Source organism: Bifidobacterium pseudolongum subsp. pseudolongum DSM 20099, from assembly GCF_000771225.1.
GTDB lineage: Bacteria > Actinomycetota > Actinomycetes > Actinomycetales > Bifidobacteriaceae > Bifidobacterium > Bifidobacterium pseudolongum.
On record NZ_JDTZ01000003.1, the window covers coordinates 295,265 to 314,532 of the forward strand.

The following is a 19,268-nucleotide window of genomic DNA, read 5'->3' on the forward strand; positions in this document are numbered from 1 at the left end:
AGAGCGCCCGCACACCACCCGTAAGAAAAGCAGGGGCATGCGCGCCCCACGGCACACGAAAAGAGGATGACATGGCTTCCGAATACTGGCTCATCGTAGGGCTGGGCAACCCCGGGGCGAAATACCGAGGCACACGCCACAACATCGGCTTCATGACCGTCAACGAGCTCGCCGAACGCTGGAGCGTGCATTTCGCCAACCACAAGGGGTTGGCCGATCTGGGCAAAGGCGTCATGGCGCTCGATGGGCGCAACGTCAAGATGTTCCTATGCAAGCCGTTGACCTACATGAACGATTCAGGCAACGCCGTCGCCTCGATCCGCGACTACTACCGCATCGGCACCGACCACATCATCGTCATCCACGATGACATGGATCTCGAATTCGGCCGCATCAAACTCAAGTCGGGCGGTTCAGCAGGCGGCCACAACGGCATCAAATCCATCGACCGCTGCCTGCACACCCCCGACTACGCGCGTGTGCGCATGGGCGTCGGCCATGCGAGCCGCGCGGGTGACCGCCACGACAACACCATCAACTGGGTGCTCGGCGAATTCAACGCCGCCCAGCGCAAACAACTGCCCGAATTCCTCGCCGACGGCGCCGACGCCGCCGAATCGATCGTGTTCGATGGATTGACGAAAGCGCAGGCCACATTCAATGCCAGCTGACCGAGATACGCATACCCACACCCCGGAAGACGAGCTCATCGCGGGCTCCCTAGGCGAAGTGCGTGAGGCGCTCGCCCGCGACCCGCAGTTCGCGGCGCTTGCGCACGGCGACATCGAAGCGCCCGACGACGCCACCGATCCGAGCCTGCTCATCGGTGCACCGCAAGGCATACGCCCGGCGCTCGCCGCCGCCACCGCCGAACGCGCTCCCGTCGTCGTGGTCGTCCCCTCCGGCCGTGAGGCGGAGGAACTCGTCGAAGACATCCGTTCGTGGTACCGCGGCGACCCGGCGGCGGTCGCCCAGCTGCAGTCGTGGGAGACGCTGCCGCACGAGCGGCTTTCGCCGCGCGCAGACACCGTGGCCAACCGCATGGAGGTGTTCCGTCGCCTGTGCCACCCGCGGCAGGGCAGTGCCATGTTCGGTCCCATCCGCATCCTCGTCATGCCCGTGCGTTCGCTCATCCAACCGGTCGTCGCCGGTATCGGCGACGTCGTACCGCTCGTCTTCACGCGCGGCGAGGAGATGCCGCTCGACACCGCAGCACAGCAGCTTGTGCGCAATGCCTATACCCGCGTCGACCTGGTCATGGACCGCGGCGAATTCGCGGTGCGCGGCGGCCTCATCGACGTTTTTCCTCCGACGGCGCCGCACCCCGTGCGCATCGAGTTCTTCGGTGACGAAATCGATTCGATACGCCAGTTCCATGCCTCGGACCAGCGCACCTACGGTGACGAGATCGACTCGATTTGGGCTACGCCGTGCCGCGAAGTGCAGCTGACGAGCGAGATCCGCAACCGCGCACGCGCGCTTGTCGGCTCCATTCCCAACGCCGACGACATGCTCGAATCCATCGCGCAGGCCATCCCCGTCGAAGGCATGGAATCGCTCATCCCCGCGCTCATCGACGAGATGCAGCCAGTCTCGTCGATGCTGCCCCTCGGTAGCGTCGTCATGCTCAGCGATCCCGAGAAACTGCGCCGCGCGGTCGACGACCTCGAGAAGACCGCGAACGAGTTCCTCGCGACCAGTTGGAGCGTCGCCGCGTCCGGGCACGGTTCTGGCGCGCCGATTACCTTCGACCAGGCGAACTTCCTCAACTATCAGGAGGCCGTCGCGCAGCTCATGTACAGCGAGCGCGAGGTGTGGCAGGTCAGCGGATTCACCGTGGACACCACACGGCCCGGGCATGTGCAAATCGCCGCACAGACACCGGTCGACTTCCGCGGCAGCGAGGCGAAAGCGGAACAGGGGCTGCGCGAACTGCTCGACGACGGGTATGAGCTGACCCTCACCGCCGCCGCGCACGGCACACTGCAGCGACTCAAGCGCATGCTGCACGGCATTGGCGTCGCCCGGTTCACCTGCGTGCGTTCGCAGGCGCAGGACGGATTCATCGACACCGCGGCCAGGGTCGCGCTGCTCACCGAGCGCGATGTGACGGGCCGTGCCAGCGCGGCGGGGGCGTCACGCACCCCGCGCAAACGCCATAAGTCGATTGACCTCATGGAACTCAAACCGGGGGATTTCGTGGTGCACGAGCAGCACGGCGTCGGCCGGTTCGTCGAGATGCGACAGCGCACCACCGGCACGGGCCGCAACCAGTCTACGCGCGAATATCTCGTCATCGAGTATGCGCCGAGCAAACGCAACGCGCCGCCGGATAAGCTGTTCATCCCGACCGATCAGCTCGATCAGGTGAGCAAATACATCGGCGCCGAGATTCCCAAACTCAACAAGCTCGGCGGGTCGGACTGGGCGCAGACGAAGGCCAAGGCGAAGAAACACGTCCACGAGATCGCACAGAACCTCATCAAGCTGTACGCGGCACGCCAGCAGGCGAAAGGGTTCGCCTTCAGCAAAGACACACCGTGGCAGAAAGAGCTCGAAGACGCATTCCCGTACCAGGAGACCGCCGACCAGCTCACCACGATCGACGATGTGAAGGCCGACATGGAAAAGCCGGTCCCGATGGACCGCCTCATCTGCGGTGACGTGGGGTTCGGAAAGACCGAAATCGCGTTGCGTGCGGCGTTCAAAGCGGTGCAGGACGCCAAGCAGGTCGCCGTGCTCGTGCCGACGACCCTGCTCGTGCAGCAGCATTTCGAGACGTTCAGCGAACGCTTCGAGGGATTCCCCGTCAAGGTGGCGGCGATGAGCCGCTTCCAGAGCGCCAAAGAGATCAACGAGACGCTCAAAGGGCTCGAAGACGGCACGGTCGATGTGGTCATCGGCACGCACAAACTGCTCAACCCAAAAGTCAAGTTCAAGGATCTGGGCCTCGTCATCATCGACGAGGAGCAGCGGTTCGGCGTGGAGGCCAAAGAGACACTCAAGGCCATCCGTACCAATGTCGATGTGCTCAGCCTGTCGGCCACGCCAATTCCACGCACGCTGGAAATGGCGGTGACGGGCATCCGTGAGATGTCCACCCTCGCCACGCCGCCAGAAGACCGTCTGCCGGTGCTCACGTACGTCGGCGCCTATGAGGACGCGCAAGTGACGGCGGCGGTGCGCCGTGAGCTGTTGCGTGGCGGCCAGGTGTTCTACATCCACAACCGTGTGCAGGACATCGACGAGAAGGCGGCGCACCTGCGCGAACTCGTGCCGGAGGCGCGCATCGGAATCGCCCACGGCAAGATGGGTCGCAAGCAGCTCGACCAGATCATCCGCGACTTCTGGCATCGTGACATCGACGTGCTGTTGTGCACCACAATCGTGGAGACGGGTCTTGATATCTCGAACGCCAACACGCTGATCGTCGACAACGCCGACAAATTCGGCCTCAGCCAGCTCCACCAGCTGCGCGGACGCGTCGGCCGAGGCCATGATCGCGCCTACGCGTACTTCCTCTACGACCCGAGCAAGCCGATGACCGAGCAGTCGCATGAACGCCTCGTCACCATCGCCCAGCACACCGCGCTCGGCTCCGGCTTCGACGTGGCGATGAAGGACCTTGAATTGCGTGGCACCGGCAACCTGCTGGGCGATGAGCAAAGCGGGCACATCGAAGGCGTGGGCTTCGACCTCTACGTGCGCATGGTGACCAACGCGATTGAGGAATACAAGGAACCGGAGCGCGTGGAGCCGGTCTCCGTGACGATCGACCTACCGGTCGAGGCGTCGATCCCCGTGGAATACATCGATTCTGACAAGCTACGGCTCGAGGCATACCGCAAACTCGCCGAAGCGCGCACGGACGAAGACCTTGAGGAACTGCGCGAAGAGCTCACGGACCGGTACGGCGAACCACCCCAGGTGTTCACCTCGCTGTTCGACATCGCACGGTTGCGCGCCCGCGCCCGTGACCTCGGCATCACGGAGATCGTGGGGCAGGGGCGCAAGCTGCGCGTCGGCAAGATCGATCCGCCGGAGTCGGTGCGCATGCGCATCGAACGCATCTACAAAGGAGCGCAATACCGGCCGCTCACCGAGACATACACGATTCCCACACCGTTCGAGGGGACCCTCGGGTCCGCCCCGATGGATTCCGATGCGGTGCTGCGATGGACCGAGCAGCTTCTCAACGACTTCGCCTGGACACCGAAGGCGGGGTCGCGCTGAGTGGTTACGCCCCGCGGAAAAACGTGGGGCGTAACCGGTCATGAGCACGAATAATGCGTTGTGAGCGCTCACAACTATTGATGGTTCCGGTGTGCACTCGTCCAATAAGCCCACTACTGTTAGAGACTGTCAACACAACCTATGCACATAAGGAGTAGTTGTGGCAGCAATTGAAAGCGTGTACGCACGCCAGATTCTTGATTCCCGTGGCAACCCGACCGTTGAGGTCGTTCTCGACACCGAGGACGGCGCCCGCGGCATCGGCCTGGTCCCCTCCGGCGCCTCCACCGGTGATGCCGAGGCTTGGGAGCGCCGCGATGGCGACAAGTCCGTCTACATGGGCAAGGGTGTCCTCAACGCGGTGAAGGCCGTCAATGAGGAGATCGCCCCGAAGGTCATCGGCATGGACGCCACCGACCAGCGCGCACTCGACGACCTCATGATCGACCTTGACGGCACCCCGAACAAGGGCCGTCTGGGCGCCAACGCCATCCTGGGCGTCTCGCTCGCGGCCATGTACGCCGCGGCCGAGAGCGCCGAGCTGCCGCTGTACCGCTACATCGGCGGCACCAACGGCCATGTCTTGCCGGTCCCCAACATGAACATCATGAACGGTGGCGCGCACGCCGACTTCGCCACCGACATCCAGGAGTACATGATCTCCCCGTACGGCTTCGAGACCTACAGCGAGGCTCTCCAGGCCGGCGTCGAGGTGTACCACACCCTCAAGAACGTACTCAAGAAGCAGGGTCTGGCCACCGGCCTCGGCGATGAGGGCGGCTTCGCTCCGAAGATGAAGACCAACGAGGATTCCCTCAAGTACATCATGGACGCCATCTCGGCCGCCGGCTATGAGCCGGGCAAGCAGATCGGCATCGCCCTCGATGTGGCTTCCTCCGAGTTCTACAACAAGGACAACGGCACCTACCACTTCGACGGTGAGGACCGCGACGCGGCCTACATGCTCGACTTCTACGAGAAGCTCGTGGACGAGTTCCCGATCGTCTCCATCGAGGATCCGTTCCAGGAAGAAGGCTGGGAAGACTGGGCCAAGATCACCAAGGCCCTCGGCGACCGCCTGCAGTTCGTCGGCGACGACCTGTTCGTCACCAACCCGATGCGCCTGAAGAAGGGCATCGACATGGGCGCCGGCAACTCGCTGCTCGTCAAGCTCAACCAGATCGGCACCGTCTCCGAGACCCTCGACGCGATCGAGCTGGCCACGAAGAACGGCTTCACCTCGATGGTGTCGCACCGCTCCGGCGAGACCCCGGACACCACAATCTCCGATCTCGCCGTGGCCAAGAACACCGGCCAGATCAAGACCGGTGCTCCGGCTCGTGGCGAGCGCATCGCCAAGTACAACCGCCTGCTCGAGATCGAGGAAGAGCTCGGCTCGACCGCGCAGTACGCCGGCTACAGCGCGTTCAAGGCCTGCAAGAAGTACATGTGATCGTGAGCGGTGCGCCGCGCGCATGCATGACGCGCCGCTGAACATTCCATGCTTCGATTCACCGCTACCCGTCGTCGTTCTTTCGTCGAACGCGGCGGGTAGCGTCGTATCCATGAGCGCACGCACCAAGACCACAGCACCGAAGCCGCAGCAGCGCAAGCCCGAACGCGCTTCGGGAGCCGGGCCCATCGCGTTTTTCGTGGCGCTGTTCATCATCGCGCTTGGCTTGATCCAACTCGTCTCCACGTTCCACACCTACGCGCTCAACCTTTCGGAACTCAATGCGCTGAAGAAGCAGGAATCCTCGCTGGTGGCGCAGAAACAGGAACTCGAGAACAACATCGAGCGGTGGAATGACGACGCGTATGTCACTGCCCAGGCCCGTGAACGGCTGGGGTATGTGTTCCCGGGAGAACAGGCGATTCGCGTGGAGCATCCGGAGGCAGTGACCGGTGGGGTGCAGCGCACGCAGGAATCCAACGACACCGGCACATCGGGCGATTCGAAACTGCCGTGGTACAGCGAGCTCGCGTATGCGTTCGGCCAGTCCGACACCGACCGCCACGATGCACAGACGAAAAACGGCGGTACAGCGTCGGACGGCCAGCCGGCGGACAAGGCCGGCCAAGAGGAGCAGGCACCTACGCAAGGCGACGGGACGGCCGCACAATGACGTCCCGCCCCATGCAGTACGTGTGATGGAGTGTGCAAGAAGGAATGAGGAACGGATGATGCAATTCGACGCTGCCGAAATGGATAATGCCCAGATTCTGCTGGACCGCATTCTGGAGCATCCGGCGACCGGGCACGATGTGGCGGTCGTGCAGGAACAGCTGGGGCGCTATCCGCGTGGCATGATGGCGGTGGGGGCGCGCTGCGCGAACGGATGTCCACTCGCCGTGGTCACCAGACCGCTTGTGGACGGCAAAATCCCGTTCCCCACCACGTGCTACCTGACTGGCCCGGAGATTGTCAAGGCCGTCTCCCATCTCGAAGCAGATGGGGTGATGCGCGAATACAACGAAATGCTGTCCCAGGATTCGCAGCTGCGTGAACGCTATGAGCGCGCCCACCGCATGTACTTGGCGTTCCGCCATGCGCTGGCGCTCCATACCGGCGACAGTGAAGAACATATCGACGGCATCAGCGCCGGAGGCATGCCCACACGCGTCAAATGCCTGCACGCGCTCGTCGCGCAGAGCCTCGTTATGGGTCCGGGAACCAACCCCATCGGGGACATGGCGCTCGAACGTCTGCGCGGCGAATTCGACCCGGCGGTGTGCACATGCGCGCCAACCACCACCGGGCAGCGCGGCTGATCCGCCGACTGCTCACACGCCCCTATACCATATGGAGAGATCATGAGCGACCATGTTGCCACGCCGCAATCCGAGCCCAGTGTTGTTGTGGGCGGCATCGATTGCGGTACGAACTCGATTCGTCTGAAAATCGCCCGCGTCGACGCGCACGGCGTGCACGACATCGTGCCGCGCACACTGCGCGTCGTGCGCTTGGGCGAGGGCGTGGACCGCACGCACCGGTTCGCTGAAGAGGCGCTTGAGCGCACCTATGCGGCAGCGCGCGAATTCGCGCGAATTCTCGACGGGCACCCGGTGCAGGCGCTGCGGTTCGTCGCCACGTCCGCCACGCGCGACGCGCAGAACCGCCAAGAGTTCGAAGACACGATCGAGTCGATTCTCGGTGTACGCCCCGAGGTGATCAGTGGCGTGGAGGAGGCCGACCTGAGTTTTCTCGCGGCCACAAGCATGACGGCGCGCACCGACTTGGAGCCGCCGTTCCTCGTGGTGGACTTGGGCGGCGGATCCACTGAGCTCGTGCTCGGCGGCGATGGCGTGAAGGCTCCCGCTACGCGTGTGGATGCGGCGTTCTCGATGGACATCGGTTCGGTGCGCATGACGGAACGTCACCTCACCAATGATCCGCCCACCCAGACGCAGATCGATGCGGCCGTCGACGACATCGACGCGCATATCGACGAAGCGTTCACCCATGTGCCGGCCGGACGGGCGCGCACCATCATCGGCGTGTCCGGCACGGTCACGACGATGACGGCGTTGGCGATGGGCCTGACCGAGTACGATCACCGCGCGGTGGATGGCGTGCGCATGGACTTCGGCACGGCGTTCGCTGTGGACGATCGCTTTCTGCACATGACCCGGGCGGAACGCAGCGCATACAAGACGATTCACCCCGGCCGCATCGATGTGGTGGGCGGGGGCGCCTTGGTGTGGAGCCGCGTGCTCGAACGCATCTCACAGGCCGCACAGGCGGATCACGGGCAGCGCATCGATTCGTTTGTGGCGAGCGAGCATGGCCTGCTGGACGGGATTGTGCTCGATTTGGGGAACCGATTGCTTCATGAACGCTAGTGTGGCATAATACCCACGTGCTGTGCATGCTGTGCGCAGACGTGCCGCCCCCATGGCGAAACTGGTAGACGCATTCGACTTAAAATCGACCGCTACGGCGTGCGGGTTCGAATCCCGCTGGGGGCACCGATGTCAACATGCCGTGATGTCGCCGTAACACAAGATGACAATTCGACCATACACTGGCCGGCATGAGCGAAATGACTGAACGGATACCGATGACCACCAACCACACCAAGCAAAGCGGGCGCCGCTCGACCATCGCGGCACACCACGAATCCGGCGTGCCGATCATGCTCACCCAAGCAATCATCGTCGCATGCACGCTGTGTTTCTGCGAATTGCTGTGCTCGCCGTTGTACGTGAGTTTTGCACCCCGCGTGTTCCCGATCCTGCCTTGGGCGCTTGTGGCCATGTTGCTCGCGGTGATGTTCTCGTACGTTGTGGGCTTCGCGCTGCTGTGGTGCGCCGAATCCTTCGCCTACCGCATGAAGCGCAAGCTGCAGCCGGTCGTCTATGCGGTGACCGGTGCCATCGGCTTCGGTGTGTGGACGGTCTGGGTCGTGCTGGGAATCATGAACATGATCAGTGGCGGGATTGGCATGGGCACGGTGAGCGCCGACCACACCACCATCGCCGCAATCAACGGTGCAGTGCTCGGTCTGGCCTCGTTCTTTGCCGCATTCACGTTGGGGGAGCGCCTTGCAAAACACCGTACCGCAGTGATTGCATTGGGCGTGGCCAGCGTGCTGCTCGCGGTGGGTGGGGGCTATGTGCTTGCCTCGATGATGCACGCAGTCGCCTGAGAGCGTAACACTCCTAGCCTCCACGAGAGCGCGCACATATATTCATGTATATGTTCAGCGTCCTCGATTTGTATTCCATCGGTGTGGGGCCGAGTTCGTCGCATACCGTCGGCCCCATGCTCGCCACGCAGCGGTTCGCGGAAGCGGTTGTCCAGCATGGGATGATTGATGAGGTGACCCGGGTACGCGTCACATTGTATGGGTCGCTTGCGCTCACCGGGCTGGGGCACGGCACAGACCGCGCTTCGGTGGCTGGTCTGGAAGGCAATGATCCGCAGACCGTGGACACTGCGTACCTTGCGGATGTGCACCGCATCTGCGACGAGCGTGGCACCATACGCCTTGCCGGAGTGAAAACAATCGCTTTCGATTACAACCATGATATGGTCATCGATGTCTGGCACCGCCTCGCAGCGCACCCCAACGGCATGCGCTGCGAGGTCTTCGATGCGCAGGGCCGCACCGTCTACGAGCAGGTCTGGTATTCGGTGGGCGGTGGGTTCATCGAACCTGGACTCGTCACCGATCCTGTGGTCTCGATGCACGATCGTTCGCCTGAGTCGCAGGCAGATGCCCAGCGTGTGGATGCCGGAGAAACCGATCCCACGATGCAGACCGACGGCTGGCCATATCCGTTCAGCACCGCGAAACAACTCCTCGATATATGTGCGGAGCATGACATGAGCATCGCCGATGTGGTGTGGGCCAATGAATGCGCAATCCACGGCGCTGATGCGATCCGTGCGCATCTCGACCGGGTATGGGCGGCGATGCGCGCCAGCGTATATGAAGGGTGCACAAGCACACAACGCGTGCTGCCCGGAGGCCTCGATGTGCCCCGGCGCGCGCCGGGCGTCTATACACGGTTGCGGGCGAAGGGCGATGTGCTCAGCCAACATGCCTCGGGCAACCTGCGGCATTTGGAATCGTCGGAAGCAGCGTGGATCGATCTGTTCGCGCTCGCCGTCAATGAGCAGAACGCCGGGGGAGGGCGCATCGTCACCGCCCCGACGAACGGCGCGTCGGGCGTCTTGCCGGCCACGCTTATGTACTATTGGCATTTCCTGCCCGATGCCGATGAGGCGGGCGTGCGCACCTTCCTGCTCACGGCGGCGGCCGTGGGGTATCTCATCAAACGCAATGCGTCAATATCCGGTGCGGAGGTCGGCTGCCAGGGCGAAGTCGGATCGGCATGTTCGATGGCCGCGGCTGGGCTGTGTGCTGTCGTCGGTGGCTCGCCGGCGCAGGTCGAGAACGCAGCGGAAATCGGCATGGAGCACCATCTGGGACTGACATGCGACCCGATCGGCGGATTGGTGCAGATTCCCTGCATCGAGCGCAACGCGGTGGCGGCCAATACTGCGATCGGTGCGGTGCGCATGGCGATGCTCGGCGATGGTTCGCATATCGTCACGCTCGATCAGGTCATCGCCACGATGCGCCAGACCGGGCACGACATGATGGCGAAATACAAGGAGACCTCGCAAGGCGGACTCGCGCTCAACGTGGTGGAATGCTGAACGCGCATTGTGCGGCGCAACAGGCGCGGATGTGCTACGCTGAAATGCGTTGTGTCAACAGCAAGGAGGAAACATGGCTACGCAGATGCCCGAGGTACAGGGTGCATATGGTGACCTTCCGGTCATCGTGTTCCCGGAAGGTGAAGCCCCCAAAGGCCTCAAGGTCGTGGAACTCGAGGAGGGCAGCGGTCCGATGGTCCGTCGGGGCGATACCGTTACGGTGAATTACCACGGTCAGGTCTGGGGCAACGATACGGCATTTGACTCCAGCTTCGAGCGTCACCAGCCGGCGAGCTTCGGCATTGGCGTCGGACAGGTGATCAAGGGATGGGATCAGACGGTTCCGGGCCACAATGTGGGCTCCCGTCTGCTCGTGTCGATTCCGCCCGAGTATGGCTATGGTTCGCGTGGTGTTCCGCAGGCCGGTATTGGACCAGATGACACATTGGAGTTCGTCATTGACATCATCGCCACGCGCTGATTGACATTGCATGGAAAGACGGAGAGCACCGGCGGGGCGACGGCCGGTGCTCGATTGTTTATGTGATGACCACATGCACGCGCCGCACCCGCATGGAGGATACGCGGGGTGGCGGTGCACGAAAGGAGGCCATGATGGCCGAAGAAGAAAAGGTCGTGCTCCTGACTCAGGACGCCTACGACAAGTTGAAGGAAGAGCTCACGTACCGCGAGGGCGAATACCGCGACGAGATCACCCAGCGCATCGCCGCGGCGCGCGCGGAAGGAGACCTCTCGGAGAACGGCGGCTATCAGGCCGCCCGTGAGGAACAGGGCAAGAACGAGGGCCGTATCAACGAGCTTATCGTCAAGCTGCGCAATGCGAAGATCATGGAGGCGCCGGCCGCTGGCACTGTGGGCAACGGCTCCATCGTCACTATCGACATGGGTGGCCGTGAGATGGTGTACGTGCTCGGATCGCGTGACATCGCCGTGGCCACTGATTACGACGTGATCAGCCCCGAGTCGCCGATCGGCGCGGCCATCCTCGGCGCGAAGGAAGGCGACACCGTGTCGTACAAGGCCCCCAACGGCCGTGAGATCTCGGTGACGATCACCAAGGCGACGCCGCTGCAGTGATCCGTTGGCCTTCTTGCATGGCAATGGCCCGGCCCATCATATCGATGATGGGCCGGGCCATTGCCATGCAAGAAGGCCGCTACTGTGCCAACTGGGCCAGTCTGACGATCACCATGTAAATGGCCACCATATGGCATGCATAGCCGGCGATGGTGCCCAGATGGAAGATCTCGTGGAACCCGAAGACCTTCGGCCATGGATCGGGTTTGCGCAGCGCGTAGACGATGGCGCCCGCGATATAGCAGGCGCCGCCGGACAGCAGCAGCACGACCACGGCGGGGCCTGCCGCGGGCGACTGCCAGAACAATCCCATGAACGCCACGCCGGAGACACCGAAGATGATGTAGACGAGCACGTAGAGCCAGCGTGGTGCATTGATCCACACCACATGGATGATCAACGCCACAAGGGTGCAGCTCCACATGCCGATGATGATTGTGTTGCGCCAGAAGGCGTCGAGGGCGAATGCGACCGGTGTATAGGTGCCGGCGATGAGCAGGAAGATGTTCATATGGTCAATGCGACGCAACACATCGGTCACGCGGGGCGACCAGTCGCCCAGATGGTAGGCCGCGGAATTGCCGAACAGGATCAATGAGACCGTCATGAACACGGCGCACGCCCATTTGAGCCCCGTGCCGTGCGCGAGGCAGATCAGCACGATGCCGGCCGCCAAGGCCAAGGGGGTGGCGCCGGCATGCAACCACCCGCGGAGCAGCGGTTTTTCCCTGCCGTGCACGTCAAGACGCACTTTGCGCTCGACCTCCTGCGGCACAATGCCTTCGAGCTTGGCGGCCTTCGCCTCTCCTTTGGCGATGATGCGCTTGGCCCTGCAGTCGGCTTTGCGGCACACCTTGGCCGCCTTCGCCTGCGCGTTCGCGCGCACATTGTGCGCTTTCGCCTCGAGCGCCTCCTGCCGGGCGGCCACGACCGCCGCCCGCTTCTCCTCGATGTGCTGCCTGTCTTGAGTGGCCATATCATCTCGTATCACTAGAAGTTACGCAAACGTAAGCTACGTTACCGTAACTATATGACAGGCGCTCACCGGGGCGGTGCCGGCCGCTATGATGGTGCGCATGGCTGATTTTTCACAGATTCTCGCCACACGCCCGGATTTCGACGATTCCGACCGTGAATGGCTGCATCATCTCGTCGCTGATTGGCAGGTCATCGCGGACCTGAGTTTCGCGGACCTGCTGCTCGTGCTGCAAAAAGGCGACGGCAGTTTCGTCATCGCCGAACAATGCCGGCCCTCCACGGTGATGAGCCTGCGCGTCGACGACCTTGTGGGAAGCACGATGGACCCCGAGTTCACTGGGGAACTGACCGAAGCGATGCGCAGCGAAAGCATCTACCACTCATCGATCCTGCGTACCATCGGCGGCTCCACGGTGTGCAATGTCTATGCGCCGATTCGCCATGACGGCAAGACGTTGGGGCTTGTGGTGCGCGAGACGAATCTGGCCACGCGCGAATCGAATGGCAGGTATGAATCGGAAAGCATCAGTGCGGGCAAACGCCTGTTCACGATGATTCCGCGCGGGCAGTTCCCCTACAAGGACGCGGTACTCAACCAGAGGCACAACGCGCGCGTGGCGGACGGCTTCATCATCCTCACCGTCGATGGCGATGTGCAGTACGCCTCGCCCAATGGCATCAGCTGTTTCAGGCGCTTGGGCATGCTCGACACCATGGAGGGCGGTAACCTCGGGGAAATCGGCACCGGGCTCATCCACGAAAACGACCCGGTGTCCGAATCGCTGCCGATCGTCTTGCTCGGCAAAGCCGCGATGGACACGGAAATGGATGCCAATCGCTCGGCGGTTTCGATGCGCTCGTTGCCGCTCATGGATGACCAGGGGCGCACCGGTGCGATTGTGCTGTGCCGTGACGTAACCGAGCTGCGCCGCCGCGAAGTGGAGCTGCAGACGAAAGATGCCACCATCTCCGAGATCCACCACCGCGTGAAGAACAATCTGCAAGCGGTCTCGGCATTGCTGCGGCTACAGGCACGCAAAACCAAATCGGATGAAGTGAAGAAGGAGCTCAAGGAAGCACAGCGCCGCGTGCAGACCATCGCGATGGTGCACGAAGGGCTGAGCCAATCGGCGGACGAAGTGGTGGATTTCGACAAGGTCATCGCGAATCTGCTGCGCATGAGCGTCGATCTGGCGTCGATGAGCGAACAGCATATCTCCATCGATTTCGTTGGCAAATTCGGCATGATGCCCGCCCAGGACGCCACGCCGCTCTCGCTCGTGCTCACCGAACTGATCACCAACGCCGTCGAACACGGCTACGAGGGGCGCACCGAAGGGCATATCGTGGTCTCGGTGGGCCGTGAAGGCAATCATCTGAGCATCTGTGTGGAAGACGACGGCAACGGCATCGACCATGAGGAACAGAACGGCATGGCGCGCACTTCCGGGTCAGGTTTGGGCACGCAGATCATCAACACCTTCGTCACCAACGATTTTGGCGGCACGGTCACGTGGGAGCCGGCACGGGAAGGCGGCACCCGCGTAGTCCTCGACATCAAGCTGCGCGCCGCATAGCGGCGCACAGCATGGCGGAACCGCCCATACTGCGGTGCCCCAGCCACGGGATTGTGGCTGGGGCACCGCAGTATGCTGGGCGTGGGTTGTGTCAGATCTGCATCTGCATCGACTGGGAACGGCGGGCGCGCATGGCGCGGCGCTTCAGTGCACGGCGCTCGTCTTCGCTCAGGCCGCCCCACACACCGTAATCCTGGTTGGTGTCCAGCGCGCATTTGAGGCAGGCGTCGATGACCTTGCACGTGCGGCACACGGCTTTGGCCTCTTCGATCTGCTGGTATGCGGTGCCGGTGTTGCCTACCGGAAAGAACAGCTCTGGATCCTTGTCGCGGCACGCCGCCTTGGCGCGCCAGTCGAATGCACTGCTCATATGGATTGTGTTCCTTACTATGCTTATGAACGACTACCTTGCTTATGCTAAGCAATTTCCGTCCGTTTTTCAAGGGTTTTCCAAGGAATTCAGGAAGCATTGCGTGTGTTGGCGTCAACTGGCGGCCATGAGCTGCACAATCCGTGCCACACCGGAGTCGATATAGACCGCCCGCCCGGGGGTGCGCATATCCTCGCCGTCCATCGTGTTGAGCAATTCGGCGGGGATGCCGTCGGCCAGATCGACCGCGCGCTCGCCACAGGGCAGAATGAGGCGGCGTGTGCAATGTTCGGGAACGCGTAGGCGTCGCGTGGAGGAAAGCGCGAAAACCGTGAACGTGTGCGGGTTGCGTAGCTGCGCGCGCAATGCGCTGGCCCGCACATCCATGCAGAGCGGATCGAGCAGGTCGTCGGCGTCGTCAGTGCATGCCGTGGTGACGCCGTATGCCGGCGCCGCCTGCGTGATCCAGCGCAATAGCGCGCTTTTGCCCCGGCTGTGCTGGCCCACCACCGCGAGGGGGCCGGTGCGTGTGTCGATGACGAACGGTGCGACGGCCACCCCGTCATCGACGAGTCCGAGTGGAAGGTGCCCCGGCGCGCAAGTCTCGGGCAACGACTGCGGGTCCACACGATCGGGCAGCCCATCTGTGAACAGCGGGGGTGGCGCCGTGCAGGCGTGCACGCGAGCGCACCGCTTGATGTCGCCGATGAACGCATCGATGTCTTCGATGTGCGCGCACCTGAAGATGCGCCGTTCATCGTCTTCCATGAGGATTGCCATGCCGGGGGCGGCTGCGCTCAGATGGGCGGCCGCGTCGGAACCGATCATCTCTTGGGATTGCAGTGCATCGCGGACCCGTAGGCATATGCGCAGGCTCATGTTCGCCTTCATCGATGCGCTGATCTGCCCCAATGGGTTCTGCGTGCAGACGACCAGATGCATGCCCAGTGAACGGCCCAACGATGCGATGCGCACCAAACGGTCGATGTAATCGGGCAACTGTCCGTGCAACATATGGAATTCATCGACCACGATCACGAGCCGGGCCACCGGGCATGCGGCCTGCATGAGGTCGCTCACTCCGAGTGCGGCGGCGAGCCGCTCCCGGCGGTCGAGTTCCCGTTCGAGTGCACGCAGGGCGCGTATGGCGTATTTGAGGTCGAGGTCATTGACGCACCCGCGCACATGGGGGAGTGCGCATAGGCGTTCCATCGCCGACCCGCCTTTGAAATCGAGGAGCGCGAATTGCAGGGATTGCGGGGGATAGGTGGCGGCAAGGGCGAGGCACCAGTCCTGCAGCAGCACCGATTTCCCGGACCCTGTGGTGCCTGCCACAATCGCATGGGGCCCGTGGCGTTCCAAGTCGATGGACAGCAGTTGGCCATGGGGGTCGATGCCGATGCGCGCGCTGCATCCAGGTGGTTGGGGGCTGCATGCGGTACGGGTCCACGAGTGGCATATCGTGCGGAATGGCGCGGCGTCGTCAGCCATGCCGTGGAGATGCTCAAGCGTGGTGCCGGTGCATGCGCGGACCGGATTCTCCCCGATGGCGCCGGAAGCATACGCCGTTGAATGTGGGCTGTCCCCGCTGCTTTCGGACGGTGTGGGGCGTGACTGCAGCAGCATCAGCACCATGGTGGCCGCGGTGGCGCAACATCCCGATCCAATCATCAGGGCGAACAGCCATTGCTGACGCACGAGCAGCGCGATGAGCATGATGCATTGCGCGACCAATGGGGCGATATATGCGCACATGCGCAACGCGGTGGTGCGAGTGCGGTGGGTGGCTTGTGTGGTGCTCATGACCCTACTGTGCATGGGGCGCCGGCGTGGCGCAAACACCGCCGGCGCATGTGGTCGGACGGTCGGTGCTGTTCGCGCCTGGCGTATTCCGGGTCAGCCCATTTCGGCTGCGCTACCTACTGCACCGGGATCATGGGTGCCATCGGCGAGCTGGGCGAACAGTTCGAGGTTGCGTGGATTGTCGAGCAGCACGCAGGAGCCCACGCCGTCCACGTAGTAGTTGGGATCGCTCCAATAGAGGCTGCCGGTGACGCCGCTTGAGCCCGAAGCGTTGCGGAATGCGAGCAGCATGTCGAGCAGGGTCTTGGGGTTGGTGCGGTTGTCCACCGTGATCGCCTGCAGGACTGCGTCACCCACCTTGTGCACGGTGCCGAAGTTCATCAGTGTGGACGGGGAGACCGCCTTCTTGGCGATTGCGCCAATCACCTGGCGCTGGCGTTCGGCACGCCCGAAATCGCCCTTGGGGTCGGAATAGCGCATGCGCGAGAACGCGAGCGCCGTATGCCCGTCGACGACATGGCAGCCGGCCTTCCAATGCAGGTCGGAAAGCTCATCGTCCACGTCCTGGTCGTAGCACAGCTCGATGCCGCCGAGCGCGTCGACCACGCCGGTGAGGCCTCCGAAGGTGATCTTGGCCACATGATCGACCTTCTGGCCAGTGATGTCCTCAATCTGTGCGACAAGTTCCTGACGGCCATAGATCTGCATCACGGCATTGATTTTGAGCAGTGCGTCATCCACCTGCACGAGCGAATCGCGGGGCACTGAAATGAGCGAGCTGGGGCCGTGCCTCGGCTTGGTGAGGATGAGGATGGTGTCGGTACGGTCTCCGGGTGTGTCATCGCTGCCGGTGGTGCCATCGCGTTCATCGGACCCAAGGATGAGCCATGTCGTGGCCGGACCCGCGGTTTTGCCTGTGAGCCAGTCCTCTTTGCGCAGGCTGCCACTGACCCAGTTCCAGATGCCGAAGCCCGCGCAGAGTGCGGCGACGAGCACGATGACGAGTGCGGCGATGAGGCTGTTGCGCACACGATGGTGTGTGGTATGCGGGCGCGCGGCCGATGGGTGGGGCGTCGTCGCTGCCGCAGTGGATGCCTTGGAGGCTGCCTGTTGGGGGTGTTGGGTTGCCGCATGGCCTATTGTTGTGCCTGCAGTGGCGCGTGGTGTCCGGTCGCGTGGTGTCCGGTCGCGTGCCGCGCGCGGCGGAATGGAGGCGGGGGTGGGCTGCGTGGCGGACGCGCCCGATGATGAACGGCGGGAATGGGGGGCGAACGCCGGTGGTGCCGGTTGGGCCTGTGCATCTTGAGCGGCGGCTTTGCGGCGCGGCTTCGGGGCGAAGCTCGGTGGCGTGTCGGAAAGGCCGTGCCCCTCGTCGTTCGTCATGGTGACCTCCTGAAACAACGGCATGCCCTCGCGCATGACCGATCGGTGGGATGCTGGCGGCTGGCTACTGCTTGGTGGCAGGCACCGCGCACACGGTGCTGTTGAGATACTGGTAGGCGATGCCCACGTACTGGTTGGTGTCGGGATCCTTGATCGCACCGGTCTCCGGATCCACGATGCCACCCGTTTCCGGATCGATGAGCGTGCCGTCATGCTGCTTGATCAGGCCGGTCAGCGGGTCGATCGTGGGGGCTGGCGTCGCGGCGGGCGAGTCCTGCTGCGAGGGGTCGGCCGTTTCACTTGGCGCTGCGCTGGGGGTTTCGCTCGGCGAGGCCGGGGCATCCGTGCCATCGGCGTCTCCGTTGGCATCGGGTTGCGTGGTGTCCTCCGTGGAGAAGAGCGGCTTGTCCTCACGGAACTTGTTCCACACGTCGTCCGCGTCCGGTGCCCACACCACACGGTTCGGGTCTGTCGGCGCCGCGGTGATCGGCACAGTCTGCATGTACAGATGGTCGAGCGGCATGTTGCGCAGGCTCATCGCCAGACCCACGAGCGCCGCGGTGTCCGCCATGCCTTCACTGATGCTCAGCGAATTGATGGCTGCACGCACCAATTGGTAGAGCTGACTTGTCTGCGTGAACAGATTCTTCGAGATCGCCTCGTTGAACAACGATTTGATCAGGTATTGCTGGCGCGTGGTGCGCATGATGTCCGAACCATCGGTGCCTGTGCCGTAGCGCATGCGCGCATAGTTGGTGGCTGATTTGCCATCGAGGTGGTGCATGCCCTTCGGCAGATCCATGTCGGTATTGGCGTCCACGGTGTGCACGGGGACGCACACGTCCACGCCGCCGATGGCATCGATCATGGCGGCAAGGCCCTTGAAGTCGACGACGATGAAGTTGGAGATGTTCAGACCGGTCAGGGAATTGATGGCGCTCACTGTGCAGCTCGCCGCGGACGAAAGGTCTCCGCCCACAGCATAGGCGGTGCTGAAAATCGAGTTGAACATCACGCCGTATTGGGCAGGAATCGTGCCGTTGGACGTGGTGCAGCTCGGCACATCCACAAGCGAATCGCGTGGAATCGAGACGAGGTTGATGAACTGGCGGTCGGCGGAGATCTCGACGACCATCGTCGTGTCGGCATTGTGCACGCCGGCATTCTCGGCGCCGTCGCCGGCGATGTCGGCATTGCCGGCGTCGCGGGAATCCTGCCCGATCAACACGAAACGAATCGGCTGGCCGGCATTGGGGTCGAGGTATTCCTGATGTTCGATGAGCGAGTTTACGCTGCGCTCCTGCACCGCGTGGTCGATGTTGAACCAGGTGGCCGCGGCCACCGTGCCAACAAAGACGAGCACACCGGCGATGAGGCATGCGATGACCATGCGTGCGCGGTGGCGGATGGTGTAGGCGATCGCGCTATGGCGTGGACGGCGCGGCACCGTCGAGCCCAGATTCGTCTGTTGCGTGTCTTTTGTGCTATGGGAAGCCACCGGTTCGCCTTTCCGTGTCGACATCGGTCACGCCTCGCGGGAACACTGCGAGCAACACACCCACCGCCCCTTGTCGAGCCGCAATCTTCTGCGATTATAAGGCATGTATGTGAGAATCGGCTCGATTCCCATGCGCGCCAGCCACTATGAGCCCCTATA

General features: G+C 63.1%; 16 protein-coding genes and 1 tRNA gene. 12 read left to right on the forward strand and 5 right to left on the reverse strand.

The window, feature by feature from the left end; genetic code table 11:
• Positions 1-71 precede the first annotated feature (71 nt).
• From pth to OU02_RS03505, 11 genes are all read left to right on the forward strand, one after another.
• Positions 72-671 (forward strand): aminoacyl-tRNA hydrolase, encoded by a 600-nt coding sequence (gene pth / locus OU02_RS03455; RefSeq protein WP_033488769.1) that lies wholly within the window; start codon positions 72-74, stop codon positions 669-671.
• A complete protein-coding gene (gene mfd / locus OU02_RS03460) occupies positions 661-4,233 on the forward strand; it encodes a transcription-repair coupling factor (protein WP_051918229.1) in 3,573 nt (1,190 codons plus the stop codon). The genes pth and mfd overlap by 11 nt, the downstream gene beginning before the upstream one ends.
• 160 nt (positions 4,234-4,393) lie before the next feature.
• Entirely contained in the window at positions 4,394-5,686 is a 1,293-nt protein-coding gene (gene eno, locus OU02_RS03465) for a phosphopyruvate hydratase (protein WP_033488770.1), read from the forward strand.
• Between the two features lie 112 nt (positions 5,687-5,798).
• Positions 5,799-6,359: an FtsB family cell division protein gene (locus OU02_RS03470; protein ID WP_033488953.1), complete on the forward strand. Its 561-nt coding sequence runs from the start codon at positions 5,799-5,801 to the stop codon at positions 6,357-6,359.
• A gap of 58 nt (positions 6,360-6,417) precedes the next feature.
• Entirely contained in the window at positions 6,418-7,005 is a 588-nt protein-coding gene (locus OU02_RS03475) for a DUF501 domain-containing protein (protein ID WP_051918271.1), read from the forward strand.
• A gap of 42 nt (positions 7,006-7,047) precedes the next feature.
• Positions 7,048-8,076 carry a Ppx/GppA phosphatase family protein gene (locus OU02_RS03480; RefSeq protein WP_051918228.1) on the forward strand — a complete coding sequence of 343 codons (1,029 nt, stop codon included), beginning with the start codon at positions 7,048-7,050 and terminating at the stop codon, positions 8,074-8,076.
• Positions 8,077-8,122: 46 nt separating this feature from the next.
• Positions 8,123-8,202 (forward strand) — tRNA-Leu (locus OU02_RS03485).
• A 65-nt stretch (positions 8,203-8,267) separates the two neighbouring features.
• Positions 8,268-8,882 carry a cadmium transporter gene (locus tag OU02_RS03490; RefSeq protein ID WP_238551913.1) on the forward strand — a complete coding sequence of 205 codons (615 nt, stop codon included), beginning with the start codon at positions 8,268-8,270 and terminating at the stop codon, positions 8,880-8,882.
• Positions 8,883-8,932: 50 nt separating this feature from the next.
• Positions 8,933-10,402 carry an L-serine ammonia-lyase gene (locus OU02_RS03495; protein ID WP_033488961.1) on the forward strand — a complete coding sequence of 490 codons (1,470 nt, stop codon included), beginning with the start codon at positions 8,933-8,935 and terminating at the stop codon, positions 10,400-10,402.
• Positions 10,403-10,475: 73 nt separating this feature from the next.
• Positions 10,476-10,883 carry an FKBP-type peptidyl-prolyl cis-trans isomerase gene (locus OU02_RS03500; protein WP_033488771.1) on the forward strand — a complete coding sequence of 136 codons (408 nt, stop codon included), beginning with the start codon at positions 10,476-10,478 and terminating at the stop codon, positions 10,881-10,883.
• Between the two features lie 134 nt (positions 10,884-11,017).
• Complete coding sequence (locus tag OU02_RS03505; protein ID WP_033488963.1) at positions 11,018-11,500, forward strand: GreA/GreB family elongation factor; 483 nt, start codon at positions 11,018-11,020, stop codon at positions 11,498-11,500.
• 79 nt (positions 11,501-11,579) lie between these two features.
• Here OU02_RS03505 and trhA read toward each other — a convergent pair whose 3' ends face one another.
• Complete coding sequence (trhA, locus tag OU02_RS03510) at positions 11,580-12,476, reverse strand: PAQR family membrane homeostasis protein TrhA (protein ID WP_033488772.1); 897 nt, start codon at positions 12,474-12,476, stop codon at positions 11,580-11,582.
• Between the two features lie 100 nt (positions 12,477-12,576).
• Here trhA and OU02_RS03515 point away from each other — a divergent pair, with 100 nt between their 5' ends.
• A complete protein-coding gene (locus tag OU02_RS03515; protein WP_051918270.1) occupies positions 12,577-14,055 on the forward strand; it encodes a sensor histidine kinase in 1,479 nt (492 codons plus the stop codon).
• Positions 14,056-14,146: 91 nt separating this feature from the next.
• On the opposite strand, the gene OU02_RS03520 is transcribed toward OU02_RS03515, so the two are convergent.
• From OU02_RS03520 to OU02_RS03535, 4 genes are all read right to left on the reverse strand, one after another.
• Positions 14,147-14,425 (reverse strand): WhiB family transcriptional regulator, encoded by a 279-nt coding sequence (locus OU02_RS03520; protein WP_022858608.1) that lies wholly within the window; start codon positions 14,423-14,425, stop codon positions 14,147-14,149.
• Positions 14,426-14,539: 114 nt separating this feature from the next.
• Positions 14,540-16,228 carry an FtsK/SpoIIIE domain-containing protein gene (locus tag OU02_RS03525; protein ID WP_160248849.1) on the reverse strand — a complete coding sequence of 563 codons (1,689 nt, stop codon included), beginning with the start codon at positions 16,226-16,228 and terminating at the stop codon, positions 14,540-14,542.
• Between the two features lie 93 nt (positions 16,229-16,321).
• Complete coding sequence (locus OU02_RS03530; RefSeq protein WP_238551909.1) at positions 16,322-17,611, reverse strand: LCP family protein; 1,290 nt, start codon at positions 17,609-17,611, stop codon at positions 16,322-16,324.
• Between the two features lie 64 nt (positions 17,612-17,675).
• The gene (locus tag OU02_RS03535) at positions 17,676-19,109 is read right to left on the reverse strand and encodes an LCP family glycopolymer transferase (RefSeq protein WP_033488969.1); all 1,434 of its coding nucleotides are present in this window, start codon (positions 19,107-19,109) and stop codon (positions 17,676-17,678) included.
• Between the last annotated feature and the right edge of the window lie 159 nt (positions 19,110-19,268).

Bases quoted from the DNA above. Each gene is read 5' to 3' on its own strand.
- pth (WP_033488769.1), top strand. From the start codon at position 72: ATGGCTTCCGAATACTGGCTCATCGTAGGGCTGGGCAACCCCGGGGCG.
- OU02_RS03470 (WP_033488953.1), top strand. From the start codon at position 5,799: ATGAGCGCACGCACCAAGACCACAGCACCGAAGCCGCAGCAGCGCAAG.
- trhA (WP_033488772.1), bottom strand. From the start codon at position 12,476: ATGGCCACTCAAGACAGGCAGCACATCGAGGAGAAGCGGGCGGCGGTC.
- OU02_RS03475 (WP_051918271.1), top strand. From the start codon at position 6,418: ATGCAATTCGACGCTGCCGAAATGGATAATGCCCAGATTCTGCTGGAC.
- OU02_RS03480 (WP_051918228.1), top strand. From the start codon at position 7,048: ATGAGCGACCATGTTGCCACGCCGCAATCCGAGCCCAGTGTTGTTGTG.
- OU02_RS03500 (WP_033488771.1), top strand. From the start codon at position 10,476: ATGGCTACGCAGATGCCCGAGGTACAGGGTGCATATGGTGACCTTCCG.
- OU02_RS03520 (WP_022858608.1), bottom strand. From the start codon at position 14,425: ATGAGCAGTGCATTCGACTGGCGCGCCAAGGCGGCGTGCCGCGACAAG.
- OU02_RS03490 (WP_238551913.1), top strand. From the start codon at position 8,268: ATGAGCGAAATGACTGAACGGATACCGATGACCACCAACCACACCAAG.
- OU02_RS03515 (WP_051918270.1), top strand. From the start codon at position 12,577: ATGGCTGATTTTTCACAGATTCTCGCCACACGCCCGGATTTCGACGAT.
- OU02_RS03505 (WP_033488963.1), top strand. From the start codon at position 11,018: ATGGCCGAAGAAGAAAAGGTCGTGCTCCTGACTCAGGACGCCTACGAC.
- OU02_RS03495 (WP_033488961.1), top strand. From the start codon at position 8,933: ATGTTCAGCGTCCTCGATTTGTATTCCATCGGTGTGGGGCCGAGTTCG.
- OU02_RS03530 (WP_238551909.1), bottom strand. From the start codon at position 17,611: ATGACGAACGACGAGGGGCACGGCCTTTCCGACACGCCACCGAGCTTC.
- OU02_RS03525 (WP_160248849.1), bottom strand. From the start codon at position 16,228: ATGAGCACCACACAAGCCACCCACCGCACTCGCACCACCGCGTTGCGC.
- mfd (WP_051918229.1), top strand. From the start codon at position 661: ATGCCAGCTGACCGAGATACGCATACCCACACCCCGGAAGACGAGCTC.